9 protein-coding genes are annotated in these 13,312 nt (G+C 74.8%); 4 read left to right on the top strand and 5 right to left on the bottom strand.

Going from position 1 to position 13,312, the window contains the following annotated elements; all coding sequences use genetic code 11:
- The first annotated feature begins 239 nt into the window (after window positions 1-239).
- Window positions 240-1,469 (top strand): S8 family peptidase, encoded by a 1,230-nt coding sequence (locus tag AB0J10_RS07100; RefSeq protein WP_363058653.1) that lies wholly within the window; start codon window positions 240-242, stop codon window positions 1,467-1,469.
- A 159-nt stretch (window positions 1,470-1,628) separates the two neighbouring features.
- On the opposite strand, the gene AB0J10_RS07095 is transcribed toward AB0J10_RS07100, so the two are convergent.
- The 4 genes from AB0J10_RS07095 to AB0J10_RS07080 all read right to left on the bottom strand — a co-directional run bounded on the left by AB0J10_RS07095 (window position 1,629) and on the right by AB0J10_RS07080 (window position 5,242).
- Entirely contained in the window at window positions 1,629-2,360 is a 732-nt protein-coding gene (locus AB0J10_RS07095; protein ID WP_363058651.1) for an alpha/beta fold hydrolase, read from the bottom strand.
- Window positions 2,361-2,546: 186 nt separating this feature from the next.
- Window positions 2,547-2,789 carry a hypothetical protein gene (locus tag AB0J10_RS07090; protein ID WP_290349326.1) on the bottom strand — a complete coding sequence of 81 codons (243 nt, stop codon included), beginning with the start codon at window positions 2,787-2,789 and terminating at the stop codon, window positions 2,547-2,549.
- 20 nt (window positions 2,790-2,809) lie between these two features.
- Window positions 2,810-4,981: a 4-alpha-glucanotransferase gene (gene malQ / locus AB0J10_RS07085; protein WP_363058649.1), complete on the bottom strand. Its 2,172-nt coding sequence runs from the start codon at window positions 4,979-4,981 to the stop codon at window positions 2,810-2,812.
- On the bottom strand, window positions 4,982-5,242 hold the full coding sequence (locus tag AB0J10_RS07080; protein ID WP_363058647.1) for a hypothetical protein: 261 nt from the start codon (window positions 5,240-5,242) through the stop codon (window positions 4,982-4,984).
- Window positions 5,243-5,507: 265 nt separating this feature from the next.
- On the opposite strand from AB0J10_RS07080, the gene AB0J10_RS07075 reads away from it, so the two are divergent.
- A complete protein-coding gene (locus AB0J10_RS07075; protein WP_363058645.1) occupies window positions 5,508-8,432 on the top strand; it encodes a beta-N-acetylglucosaminidase domain-containing protein in 2,925 nt (974 codons plus the stop codon).
- Window positions 8,433-8,519: 87 nt separating this feature from the next.
- Here the strand turns inward: AB0J10_RS07075 and AB0J10_RS07070 are convergent, their stop codons facing one another.
- On the bottom strand, window positions 8,520-9,056 hold the full coding sequence (locus AB0J10_RS07070) for an HNH endonuclease (RefSeq protein WP_017944864.1): 537 nt from the start codon (window positions 9,054-9,056) through the stop codon (window positions 8,520-8,522).
- A 245-nt stretch (window positions 9,057-9,301) separates the two neighbouring features.
- On the opposite strand from AB0J10_RS07070, the gene AB0J10_RS07065 reads away from it, so the two are divergent.
- Window positions 9,302-10,354, top strand: a complete 1,053-nt coding sequence (locus tag AB0J10_RS07065; RefSeq protein WP_363058642.1) for a mechanosensitive ion channel family protein — start codon at window positions 9,302-9,304, stop codon at window positions 10,352-10,354.
- A 1,120-nt stretch (window positions 10,355-11,474) separates the two neighbouring features.
- Window positions 11,475-13,082, top strand: coding sequence for a ricin-type beta-trefoil lectin domain protein (locus AB0J10_RS07060; RefSeq protein WP_363058640.1), 1,608 nt, complete (start codon window positions 11,475-11,477; stop codon window positions 13,080-13,082).
- Window positions 13,083-13,312 lie beyond the last annotated feature (230 nt).

The following is a 13,312-nucleotide window of genomic DNA, read 5'->3' as shown; positions in this document are numbered from 1 at the left end:
GACGGTCGCGCACCCGCCGGTTCGGACCCGGCCCGCGCCCCGCCGTCGCCGTCGCCGTCCGCGGGCGGCTCCGCCCGGACGGTCCGTCACCCGGGTGGCGCCACGATCCCGGGTGAGTGGCAGCAGTCGGGGGAGATCCGTGCCCACGTCCCGGCGATCGGCTGACAAGGGCTCAAGCGGCGGCGCGACCGGGTCGAAAAAACGGTGACATGATCACCGTCGATCGGATGGGAGTATCCATGCGACTGTTCGCGCGCCGCGCGGCCGCCGCTCTGCTGCTCGCCGTGTCCGCCGCCGCACCCGGGGTGACCGCGCAGGCCGATACGGGAGGGCCCACCCCGGCCCCGCTGTACCGGTCGGCCGAGCCGGTGAAGGGCAGCTACATCGTCGCTCTGCGCGAGGGCGCCGACCCGGTCGCGGTCGCCCGGGACACGGGCGTGAAGCGCAGGTACACGTACAACCGGGCCATGCGCGGGTTCTCCGCCACGCTGAACGCGAACCAGCTGGAGACCATGCGCCTCGCGCCCGGCGTCGCGGCCGTGGAGGAGGACGCTCGGGTGTCCGCGCGCCGGGCCCCGGAGGGTCCGCGCGTCCCGTCCCTGGACCGGCTCCCGGGCCCGCGCGGTGCCACCGCCCTCCGCCGCCAGGCCGCGAGCTGGGGGCTCGACCGGGCGGACCAGCGGGCCCTGCCGCTGGACGGGCAGTTCACCGCGGCCTCCACGGGCAAGGGCGTCACGGTCTACGTCCTCGACACCGGGATCGACTACGACCACGTCGAGTTCGGCGGCCGCGCCGCCCTCGGGTTCGACGCCGTCGGCGACGGCCGCCGGGGCCAGGACTGCGAGGGCCACGGCACCCACGTCGCGGGGACGGCCGCGGGGGCCACCTACGGGGTTGCGCCCGAGGCCCGCCTGGTCAGCGTGCGCGTGCTCGACTGCGAGGGCGAGGGTGCCTGGTCCAAGATCATCGCGGGCCTCGACTGGGTGGCGAAGAACGCCCAACAGCCCGCCGTGCTGAACGCCTCCCTCGGCGGCTCCACGTCCCCCTCCGCCAACGCCGCCGCCAAGGCGGTCTTCGACAGCGGCGTGCTGCCCGTCGTCGCGGCCGGCAACTCCGCCGAGGACGCGTGCGGCGTCTCGCCCGCGAGCGCGCCGAACGCCCTGACGGTCGGTGCGACAGACATGGAGGACACCGAGACCGACTACAGCAACTACGGGCGGTGCCTCAGGCTCTACGCACCGGGCAGCGACATCAGGTCCGCGCGGATGGGCGGTGGCACCACGGCGATGAACGGCACGTCGATGGCCGCCCCGCACGTGGCCGGCGTCGCCGCGCTCTACAAGGCGGCCCACCCCGCGGCCGGCCCCCAGGAAGTCACGGACTGGCTCGTCGCCCAGTCCACGAAGAACGTCGTGAAGAGCATCACCCGGGGATCGCCGAACCGGCTGCTGTTCACCGGCGGACTGTGACCGCGTCCCCGGCTCGGACCGTGCCGCCGCGGGGCCGGCGGCTGCGTACCGTCGGCCTCGCGGCCGTACCGGCGCGGTCCCGCCCTCGACCGGCGCCGCGTCCCGGGCACCAGGGGGCCGAGCCTCCACCGGAGCCGCCGCCGGATGCGAGCGGGCCCCTCAACCGCCGGCCGCGAGCTGCCGCGCGAAGCGGCGGACGGCGTCGCTGAAGGCCGCCGGGTCGTCGAAGTTCGCCAGATGGCGGGCCCGGGGGATCAGCTCGACGCGCGCGTCGGGATGGGCTCGGGCGAAGTCCCGCTCCCCGGACCGGAAGACGGAGTCCTTCTCCCCGTTGAGGATCAGCACCGGGGCCGCCACATGGCGCATCGCACCCGCGTCGAAGCGGCCCAGCACCTCGCCCCATGCGTCGGGCAGGGTGTGGAACGCGTAGCCGGCACGGATGGTCGCCTCCACCACCCGGGGTGGGTAGAGCCTCCGCAGCATCCGGTCGTTCCACCGGGTGAGCCGGTCCGCCGGGATGCGCGGGACCAGCCCGGCGACGAAGCGGTACGGCGCCGCCCAGGCGCCCCGGGTCGAGGCGCTGGCCCCCGCGAGGACCAGTCCGCGCAGCAGTTCCGGCCGGTGGCGCGCGAACTCCAGGGCGGCGTAACCGCCGAGCGAGTGCCCGACGACGAGGGCCGGCCCGCGGTCCAGTGAGTCGACCGCGCCGGCGATGACCTCGGTGGCGGCGTCCAGGCTCCAGGGCTCGTCGCCGCGCTCGCCGTGGCCCGGCAGGTCCACGGCGGCGGCCGGGAACTCCTCCCCGAGCGCGGCCAGCTGCGGGCTCCACTGCCCCGCGCTGAGGCGCGTCCCGTGCACGAAGACGATGGGCGGTGCGCCCGCTGCCGTCATCAGTACCCCCCGTATGGCGTAATCCCCGACAGATTCCCAAGCCGCGGGTGTCCGCACGGTCACGACCCGCCGGTGCACGCACAAGGGCGCCGCACGGTGCGCGTACCGTGCGGCGCCCTCGGAGGTGCGCGGCGCGGCGCCGGCGGTGCGGCGCCCGCCCGGTGCCCCGGGCCTCGCGTCGGAGGGTCAGGCCTGCTTCTTCTTCGGCCTGTCGGACTTGTCGAGGACCATCACCAGGCCCGCGATCAGTACGAACAGCGCGATCGGCGCCACGACGAACAGACCGAGCGTCTCGGCCACGCTCAGGCCGGTACCCGGGTCGTCGCCGTCGTCGCGGGTCAGGGCGAGCGCGGGGGACGACATGAGCAGCATCATCAGCGTCGTACCGGCCGCGACGGCGCCGGCGCGCAGGGCGTTCTTCTTGTCCACGGTGCAAACGTAGCGAACGGCTAGGACGGCCGCGCGTCCGGGGTGCCCGTACGGGGAGCGGAGCCCGGTCGGAACACCTCCATGAGCGCGTGCAGCCTGGGCGAGGCGGCCAGGTCGTCCAGGGTCATCGGGCGGCCGGCGGCGTCCGCGACGGGCAGCCGCCAGTTCGGGTACTGGTCCCAGGTGCCGGGCAGGTTCTGCGGCCGGCGGTCCCCGACGGCGTCGGGCAGCCAGACGCCGACCATGCGGGCCGGGGTGCGCAGCAGGAACCGGTACACCGCGCGGATCTCGCCCTCCTCGTCGTGGGTGCCCTCGGGGAGCAGACCCTGCCGGGTCAGACAGGCGCGCCATTCGGCCACCTCGGCGGAGTCCTCCGTGCGTTCCTGGTCCAGCGGCCGGGTGAGCAGGCCCAGCCGGTGGCGCAGCGCCACGTGCTCGCCCGTGAGCCGGGCCGCGGTGGACGGCAGGTCGTGGGTGGTGGCCGTGGCGACGCAGCCCTCGCGCCAGTGCTCCGCCGGCAGCGGCCGGCCGCTGCCGGCCCAGTCGCGTTCGAACCAGAGGACGGACGTGCCGAGCACGCCCCGGCGCGAGAGGGCCTCGCGCACCCCGGGCTCGACGGTGCCGAGGTCCTCCCCTATGACGACCGCCCCGGCGCGGTGGGCCTCCAGGACGAGGACGGCGAGCATCGCCTCGGCGTCGTAGCGGACGTAGGTGCCCTCGGTGGGCTGGGCCCCGACGGGTACCCACCAGAGCCGGAACAGACCCATGACGTGGTCGAGCCGCAGTGCTCCGGCGTGCCGCAGGAGTCCGCGCAGAAGCCCCCGGTAGGGGGCGTAACCGGAGGCGGCGAGGACGTCGGGCCGCCACGGAGGCAGGCCCCAGTCCTGGCCCCGGGCGTTGAACGCGTCGGGCGGGGCGCCCACCGACATGCCCGGGGCGAAGGCGTCCTGCTGGGCCCAGGCGTCCGCGCCGCCGGGGTGCACGCCGACAGCGAGGTCGTGCACGATCCCGACGGCCATCCCGGCGTCCCTGGCCGCCGCCGCGGCCGCGGCCAGCTGCTCGTCGGTCAGCCAGGCGATCCGGCAGTGGAAGTCGACGCGGTCCATGAGGTCCCCGCGGGCGCGGGCCGTCTCCGGGGAGCGCGGGTCGCGCAGGCCCTCGGGCCAGGCGTGCCAGTCCGAACCGTGGACCTCGGCGAGGGCGCACCAGGTGGCGTGGTCGTCCAGCGCCCGGCCCCGCTCGGCCAGGAACGCGCAGTACGCTGCCCAGCGGCCGGGTCCGAGGGGGACCCGCAGGACCAGCTCCAGTGCCCGGTGCTTGAGCCGCCACACGGCGTCGCGGTCGATCAGCGCGCCCTTGTCCAGGACGGAGGCACGCAGTTCGGCGGCCTTCTCCAGGAGCGCGTCCAGCCGGAGCCGGTCCTGGCCGGTGACATAGGCGTACTCGGGGATGTCCTCGATCCGCAGATGCACCGGATCGGGGAACCGGCGCGAGGAGGGGCGGTAGGGGGACGGGTCGGTCGGCGTGCCGGGCACGGCCGCGTGCAGCGGGTTGACCTGCACGAACCCGGATCCGAGGGCGCGGCCCGCCCAGGACGCCAGCTCCGCGAGGTCCCCGAGGTCGCCCATGCCCCAGGAGCGGCCGGACAGCAGCGAGTAGAGCTGGACCAGGAAGCCGTGGACCCGTTCGGCGGGCTGGTCCACGGCCTCGGGGGCGACGACGAGTACGGCGCTGCCGGTGCGCCCGCCGGTCGTGCGCACGGTCAGCCGGTGCACCCCGGTGGGCAGTTCCGCCCAGCCGGACGGGGCGGAGGAGCCGCTTCCGGCAGCGGGCCGCTCGGCGGACGGTGTGTCGGTGGAGCCCGGCGCGGGCGCGTGGGGGACGGTTTCGCGCCATTCCAGCAGGCCGCCGTCCTCCAGGTCCACGCGCACACGGGCGCCGGGCGGGACCGCGACGGGGGGCGGCCCGGTGACGGGGAGCCACGCCACCACGGTGGGCGGGAGCAGCCGCTCCCCTGCGGCGGACTCGGCTGCCGCGAGGGCCGCGCGGACCGCGCCCGGCGTGGCTGCGTCCACACCGAGGGCGGCGAGCACCGCTACGACCGTGGAGTCGGGGACGGGGACGCTGACGCCTGCCGAGGGCGAGTACGTGGTGGCGACACCGTGCAGCGCGGCGAGCCGGGCCAGGCCCATTCAGACTCCTGGGGACTCCGAGCCTCCGGCGTCGCCGGTGGCGGTGGGCTCGCTGGTGAGGGGCGCGGCGTCGACGAGGGGAGGCTCACTGGTCAGCGGCAGGGCGGCCGCGAGCGGGGGCTCGCTCGTGAGCGGACCGACATCTGCGAGCGGAGGCTCGCTGGTCAGGGGCGGTACGGAGGTCAGCGGCGGCTCGCTGGTGAGCGGGCCGGGCACCGGTTTGGACAGGGCGGGGAGCAGAAGCTGTGCGGCTGCGGCCACGGAGGGCCTCCTCACGGTGGGTCAACAGGACATTGGCAGCCCTACCCAGTGGGCGCGGCCGCAGACGTACACCTCTCTTCAACGTGTTCCGTGTCACATTCTGCTCCACGCATGGGAGTTGAACCGGCCGGTCGCGACTCTCGCGCGTCGATGGGCAAATACGACACAACCGTCAGCCGCATTGACACCTTCACCACCGCGGTGGTGGGCTCGAACCCGTTTCGTGGGGCACCGTGGGGCACGGGGAGTCGAGGGGAGACCGGACGTGCGGTTCGGGCGCAGGAAGCAGACGGCGACCGCCGTCGCCGTCGCCGTGATCGGCGGACTGCTCGGGACGGCTCCCGGAGCCGCCGCGGCCCCGGACGTACCGGGCTCCGCGGGCACGGCCGCCCGCGACCGGCAGACCGCCGGACCAGTGCCCCCGGTCTGGCCCCGGCCCCAGGTGCTGAGGGCCACGGGCCCGGCGGTGCCGCTGGGCGAGGACGTGACGCTCCTCGCGGCCCCGGACGCCGACCCCGACGCCGTCCGGACCGTGCGCGAGGCGCTGCGCGCCGCGGGGGTGCGGACCGTGCACACGGAGCTGCCCGGCCGCGGGACGGTGCTCCGTCTCGGCGGATCGGGAGCGTTCGACGCACTGCGCGCCCTGCGCGTGCCGGAACGCGCCGATCTGCCCGCGGGCGGCTACCGGATCGGCACCGGCCGGGTGGACGGACGCCACACGGTCGCCGTGGACGGAGTCGGGGCGGACGGGCTCTTCCACGGGGCCCAGACGCTGCGGCAGCTCGTCGGGGACCGCGCGGTGCCCGGTGTCGCCGTACGGGACTGGCCGGGCACGGCGGTACGCGGAGTGACCGAGGGCTTCTACGGCCGCCCGTGGAGTCATCGACAGCGCCTGGAGCAGCTCGACTTCATGGGCCGCACCAAGCAGAACCGCTATCTCTACGCGCCGGGCGACGACCCGTTCCGGCAGACCCGCTGGCGCGACCCGTACCCCGCCGCCCAGCGCGCCGAGTTCCGCGAGCTGGCCGAGCGGGCCCGGCGCAACCACGTGACGCTCGCCTGGGCCGTCGCCCCCGCCCAGTCGATGTGCCTGGCCTCCGACGACGACGTGAAAGCGCTCAAGCGCAAGATCGACGCGATGTGGGCACTCGGGGTGCGCGCCTTCCAGCTGCAGTTCCAGGACGTCAGCTACAGCGAGTGGCACTGCGACCGGGACCCCGACGCCTTCGGTTCCGGCCCGGAGGCCGCGGCCAGGGCGCACGCGAAGCTCGCCGGGGAGATCGCCGGGCATCTCGCCGACCGCCACCCCGGCGCGGAGCCGCTGACGGTGATGCCGACGGAGTTCTACCAGGACGGCGCGACCGAGTACCGCACCGCGCTCGCCTCGCGACTGGACCACGGCGTCCAGGTCGCCTGGACGGGGGTCGGGGTCGTGCCCCGCACCATCACCGGACGGGAACTGGCCGGGGCCCGCGAGGTCTTCCGGCACCCGATGGTCACGATGGACAACTACCCCGTCAACGACTACGCGCAGGGCCGCATCTTCCTCGGGCCCTACACGGGACGCGAGCCGGCCGTGGCGTCCGGTTCGGCCGCGGTGCTCGCCAACGCCATGGAGCAGGCGACCGCATCCCGGATCCCGCTGTTCACTGCGGCCGACTACGCCTGGAACCCCAAGGGTTACCGGCCCCTGGAGTCCTGGCGCGCGGCGCTGGACGACCTCGCCGGCGGCGACCCGCGGACGAGGGAGGCGCTCGGCGCGCTCGCCGGGAACCACTCCTCGTCCGTCCTCAGCCCCACCGAGTCGGCGTATCTCCAGCCCCTGCTCGCCGAGTTCTGGCGCTCGCGCACCACGAACGACGCCAAGGCCAGGGACGAGGCGGCACGCCGGCTGCGGTCGGCCTTCACCGTGATGCGGGAGGCCCCGGAGCGGCTGGCCGGGCTGGACTCCGAGGTGGGGCCGTGGCTGGACCAACTGGCGCGCTACGGCACCGCCGGAGAGCTCGCCGTCGACATGCTGCAGGCCCAGGCGCGCGGTGACGGCGAGGCCGCCTGGCGGGCGTCGCTGGCGCTCGCCCCGGTGCGCTCGCAGATCAGCTCGGGCAGGGTGACCGTGGGCAAGGGCGTGCTCGATCCCTTCCTCACCCGGGTGGCGAAGGAGTCGGCGGTGTGGACGGGTGCGGACCGCCGGCCCGGCCCGGTGACCCGCACCGGCGACGCGTACACGGTGCGGCTGGACCGCGCCCGGCCCGTGGAAGCCGTGACGGCGATGACCGAACCCGGCGCGGACGGCCCCACGGGCACACTGGAGGCGCACGTGCCCGGCCAGGGCTGGCGGCCGCTCGGCGGGCTCGCCCCGTCCGGCTGGACCCAGAGCCGCCCCCAGGGGCTGCGCGCGGACGCCCTCCGGATCACCGGGGCACCGCAGGCGCCCGCGGTGCACGCGCTCGTGCCGTGGTTCGCCGACGAGCCACGGGCCCGGCTGGCCCTCGGCCGGGACGAGCTGGACGCGCCGATCGGCGGCGGCCCGCAGCGCACCGAGGCGTTCGTCGCCCCCCAGCGGCCGGACGAGGTGCGCGGCGCGCTCACCGCCAAGGCCCCGAAGGGCATCACCGTGGCCGTGCCGAAGGAGGTGCGGGCACCGCGCGGCAGGAGGACGGCCGTGCCCGTCGAGGTGACGGTCCCCCCGGGGACCCCGGCGGGCGAGTACCAGGTGCCGTTCGCCTTCGGCGGGGAGGAGAGCACGCTGACCGTACGGGCCTATCCGGCGGCCGGCGGCCCCGATCTGTTCCGCACGGCGGTGGCGTCGTCCTCGGGGGACGAGACGCCGGACTTCCCGGCCGCCGCGGCGGCCGACGGCGACCCGGGCACCCGCTGGTCCTCCCCCGCGGAGGACGGCGCCTGGTGGCAGGCGGAGCTGGCCAGGCCCGCCCGGCTGGGCCAGGTCGTTCTGCGCTGGCAGGACGCCTACGCGGCGAGGTACCGCATCCAGGTCTCTGCCGACGGGCGCACCTGGCGCACCGCCGCGACCGTCCGCGACGGCAGGGGGGGCCGGGAGTCGGTCCGGATGGACGCGCCGGGAACCCGTTTCGTCCGGGTCCAGGGCGACGGGCGGGCGACCCGCTTCGGTTACTCGCTGTGGTCGGTGGAGGCGTACGCGGTGTCGGAGCAGGGTGGCGGTGCGCCCTGATCGGCGCGCGTCCCTGCCGGCGTCAGGGCACGGACCGGCGCGCGCCCGCCGGTCCGGAGCGCGCGCACAAGACAGTGGCCCGGATCCTCAGGCGGATATGCCGTCGATCCGGGCCATGGCGTCGTCCGCGCCGTACGGCTGCAGATATGGCAGCCAGCGCGGGTCCCTGTGCCCGGTGCCGATGATGCGCCAGGCGAGGCCGCTCGGCGGGGCGGGCTGGTGCCGCAGCCGCCAGCCCAGCTCGCGCAGGTGCCGGTCGGCCTTGACGTGGTTGCAGCGGCGGCACGCCGCCACCACGTTGTCCCAGACGTGCTGACCGCCGCGGCTGCGCGGAACGACGTGGTCGACGCTGGTTGCGACGCCACCGCAGTACATGCAGCGGCCCCCGTCGCGGGCGAACAGCGCGCGGCGGGTCAGAGGAACGGGCCCCCGGTAGGGGACCCGGACGAAACGCTTGAGCCGGACCACGCTGGGCGCGGGGATCACCCGGGTCGCGCTGTGCATGAAGGCGCCGGACTCCTCGAGGCAGACGGCCTTGTTCTCGAGGACGAGGACGAGCGCGCGGCGGAGCGGTACGACGCCGAGCGGCTCGTACGACGCGTTGAGGACCAGGACATGCGGCACGGATGCCTCCTTGTACGCCGGCGGCGCGTGGCTCGCGCCGGGACGATCTGTACTCAGTCTCTCCTCATGCCTGGTCGAAGCGCCACTACGTACCCGTAACGGGCCGGAGGGATTCTGTGTGCGCTCGGCCACACCGGGAGGTTCCCCGGGTGAGGCTCGTCTCTCCGTTGTGGAGAACGTCGGAGGCACGGCGTATGCCCCGATAGTGTGGATGGTCCGCCGATCGCACCAACGGAGGTTCCGCAGTGTTCCTGGCCGTCGATCCGTCCGCGCCGCCCGTCAGTCTCGACGAGGCCGCGGACCGGGCCAACGAAGCCGCCGGATGGGTGGAGCAGAACTGGTCCACCTGGTTGAACGTGGGCCTGCGGATCCTGTTCATCCTCGTGATCGCGATCATGCTGCGTGCCGCCGTCCGCCGCGCGCTCACCAAGTTCATCGAGCGGATGAACCGCAGCGCCCAGGCCATGGAGGGCACCGCCCTCGGCGGTCTGCTGGTCAACGCCGAGCGGCGCAGACAGCGCTCCGAGGCGATCGGTTCGGTGCTGCGGTCGGTCGCCTCGTTCGTGATCCTCGGCACGGCGGGTCTGATGATCCTCGGCGCCCTCAACATCAACCTGGCACCACTGCTCGCCTCCGCCGGTGTCGCGGGGGTGGCCTTGGGCTTCGGCGCGCGGAACCTGGTCACCGACTTCCTCTCCGGCGTCTTCATGATCCTGGAGGACCAGTACGGCGTCGGCGACACGATCGACGCCGGGGTCGCCTCGGGCGAGGTGATCGAGGTCGGCCTGCGCGTGACGAAGCTGAGAGGCGACAACGGCGAGATCTGGTACGTCCGCAACGGCGAGGTCAAGCGGATCGGCAATCTGAGCCAGGGCTGGTCGACCGCCTCCGTGGAGGTGAACGTGCGGCCGGCCGAGGACCTGGGCCGGGTGCGCGAACTCATCGAGGAGGCGGCGACGGCGATGGTCAAGGAAGAGCCGTGGAACGAGCGGCTGTGGGGCCCGGTCGAAGTCCTCGGCCTGAGCGAGGTGCTGATCGACCGGATGACGGTCTCCGTCGCAGCGAAGACGATGCCGGGCAAGGCGCTCGGCGTGGAGCGCGAGCTGCGCTGGCGCATCAAGCGCGCCTTCGACGAGGCCGGGGTCCGGATCGTCGGCGGGCTGCCGCAGCAGGCCGACGGGGATCAGGCGAGCGATCCGACGGCGGGCATGGCGGCACCGTCCGCGTACGCCTCCGCCACGTCGCCGCAGTCGGTGGCGGCTTCCCCGATCTCGCCCCCGGCACCCCTGTCGAAGTAGCGCCACGGCCGGAGCGGGCACTCGGGCACCGCGAGACGCGCTCCCGCTCCCCGTGGGCACCGCTTCCGCGGAGCAGTGCTCCTCACTCCGGTCATCGGGCCCGCCGCACGGGCGGGGGCCTGCCGTATCCTGCTCGCCACCAAGGGCTGCCGGTCACCACCAAGGACGGCCGGCTTCGGCCTCTCCGCGACGGGAGACGACGACCTGTGATCCGGCAGTGGACCGACCTGGCCTTCCTCACGCCCCTGCCCGCCGGCGTGGTTCCGCGCACGGGCCGGACACCCCACCGGCGGTGCGCCCGCCCGGTGCGGGCGCTTCCCCGGCGGAGGACGCTCCGGGCCGGGTACGCCGTCGCGCCGGTGGACGCGATCCCCCGTCCGGTCGGTGCCCCGCCCGCCACGGCCTGCGGCGGCTCGCCGGCCGTCGAGGGATGCACGACGGCCGCCTTCACCGCCCGGCACTCCCGGGCGGCTGCCCGATGAGCGGCCGCTCCCGCAGGTGGCGGCTCGGTGGGTCGCTCATCGGGTGGTGGCTGCTGTTCGCCCTGGGCCTGTGGCTCGTGGGCCAGGCCATCGGCCGGCCCGCCTCCCCGACGGCGTGCGCCGCCTCCGCCGCCCTCTTCGGATTCGTCGGGGAAACCGGTGACTGGGTGCGAAGACGCCTGCGAGCACACCGCGCCAGGCCCGGTGCCCGACCGGCTGCGCGCGGCGGGCCCGCTCGACGGTGAGCGGGCGCTGTCACGATCGGGCCGCTGCGACGGCTCGCGGCCTCTGCCGGCAGTTCCGCCCTGTCGTCGCCTGTGACGAGATCGGGAAGGGCGTGGACGAGCCCCGCCCGGGGCCGGGTGGGATCGGTGGGGGCAGCGGTCCGCACCGGGCCGATCAAGCGCCCCGGGCCGCCGCAAGATCCCCGGACATCACGCCACATTCCACTCCGCGCCCCGAACTTACCAGCGGAAACACCTACCGCGCGCCAGTCCGGTCCTTCACTATGAAGGCCACCCAACCGCAGTACGGGGTTCAGGAGTTGAGCGGAACCAGCCCGCTCCCCCGTAACGACCGCCCCGCTGCGGCGTCCGAAGCACCACGGATGCGGAGCGGTGCAGCAAGTGAGGGGCCCGATGCCGAGGCTGCAGAAGGTCGGTTTGACAACGGTGTCCTGGGGTGGCGTTCGCATCGAGCCGACGGACGCGGAACTCGCCGAGCGCATCCGCTCACGCGGCACAGCAGGCCCCGGGCCCGAGAACGAGCTGAAGCAGCGTCACCTCTCGCACGCGGTCACCTGCGCGCAACTGTGCACCCGGGGCCGGACGGCCGCCGACCGGCTGGCGCGCGAGGCGCTGCAGCGGGCGGCCGAGGCCGCCCGCTCGGGTATCGACCCCTTCGGCACCTGGCGCCACTTCATCCTGACGCACGTGCACCACACAGCCAGGAGCTGGGCCCGGACCGGCAGACGGGCCCTGCTCAGGACCTCCTTCCTCACCTGGGCGGACGACCACGGCGAGGGCGGCGCCGGTCGGCCTGACGGCACACCCGCGGAGTCGGGGGAGAAGCAGGCGCTCCGCAACGGCTTCTTCTCCCTTCCCGAGGCCGCCAGGGGCGTCCTGTGGTACTCGCTCGTGGACCAGGAGCCGGACGAGAGGGTCGCGACCTACGTCGGGGTGGCAGCGGACGCCGTCCCTGCCCTTCGGGCCAAGGCCCGGAAGTCCCTGCGCGACGCCTTCCTCCAGGCGCATGCGGAGCGTGCCGGTGACACCCGCTGCAACGGTTTCCGGCGCCTCATCGAGGCCACGGCGGTCGCGGACGACAGTCCGCACTGCGGCGACCTCGCCCTCCACCTCGACACATGCCTCGACTGCGAGGGGCTGCTGACGCAACTGATCCTGCTCTCCGACGACCTGCGCACGGCGCTGGCCGACGCACTGCTCGCCCGGGACGGAGCGGCATACGCGTCCGCCGTCGTCCAGGGGCGACGCACGCCGGAATCCGGACTCCCGCCCGGCGGCGGGACGGACTCCGGGGGCACGGGGGAGCACCCCGGCCCGGCAGACGGTGCCGCCCACCCACCACGTCCGAGGAGGCGCGGGGCGCGCATTGCCGGTGCCGTGGCCGCGGTGGCCGCCGTCTCGGTCCCCCTTCTGCTCATCGCCGCAGGTCTCTCGGGGGAGGAGACGGACGCCGACCGCGGCCGGGCCGAGGGCCGCCCGTCCGCTTCGGCAGCCCCGGGCAACGCCGCAACCAGCCCCGCACAACCAGGGTCGGGGAGCACGCTTCCGCCCGGCGACCTCGTCTACGGACGGATCGTGCACGCGGGCAGCGGGCTGTGCCTGGACATCGAGGACGGGGTGATCACCAAGCGCGGCGGCGCCGTGGCGGCCCCGTGCACCGAGGCGCTCACCCAGCGGTGGGCCCTGGACGCGCAGGAACGGCTTCACAACCGCGACGACCCCACGTTCTGCCTGAAGGCGGACGGCGACGGAGAGGGGGTCGGCATCCGCCCGTGCTCCTCGGACGACCCGGAGAAGCTCGACAAGATGGCCTTCCTCGTCGAACCCGCAGGCGTGATCCGGCCGAGGTCCGCCCCGACGGTCGCGCTCGTCCCCGACCCGGAGTGGGTGGAGAGCCCCGTCCCTCTGGAACTCCGCGCCGTGAACGACCGGAGCGACCAGCGCTGGACCATGGAGTCCCTCGTGTCGGCCACGCGGGACGGGGCGACGGACGGGCCGTGACGCCCGGGCGCCGTGGCGTCGCCGAGTCACGCAGCCGGCCCGAGATCGTTCCGCGCGGGTCAGCAGCGCATCGCGCCTTCGCCCCGCGCCGGGGCGTGGGGAGTCCCGTGGCCGCGCCGGGGGTCCGGTGCTGCCCGCGCCGATCCCGGCCTGCCGCTGTCTGCGCTCCCGGAAGGGAGCGGTGTGCCACGGAGGACCGGGCAGGGGAGGGCCGCCCTTCCGCATACCGC

Source organism: Streptomyces sp. NPDC049887 (assembly GCF_040656535.1).
In the GTDB taxonomy this organism is placed as follows: Bacteria; Actinomycetota; Actinomycetes; order Streptomycetales; family Streptomycetaceae; genus Streptomyces.
Note: the sequence above shows the minus strand (reverse complement) of the source record. Positions and strands in the feature narration are given on the sequence as shown.

What these genes read in the sequence shown, in the direction of transcription:
- AB0J10_RS07100 (WP_363058653.1), top strand. Translation starts at nt 240, where the DNA reads ATGCGACTGTTCGCGCGCCGCGCGGCCGCCGCTCTGCTGCTCGCCGTG.
- AB0J10_RS07095 (WP_363058651.1), bottom strand. Translation starts at nt 2,360, where the DNA reads ATGACGGCAGCGGGCGCACCGCCCATCGTCTTCGTGCACGGGACGCGC.
- AB0J10_RS07060 (WP_363058640.1), top strand. Translation starts at nt 11,475, where the DNA reads ATGCCGAGGCTGCAGAAGGTCGGTTTGACAACGGTGTCCTGGGGTGGC.
- malQ (WP_363058649.1), bottom strand. Translation starts at nt 4,981, where the DNA reads ATGGGCCTGGCCCGGCTCGCCGCGCTGCACGGTGTCGCCACCACGTAC.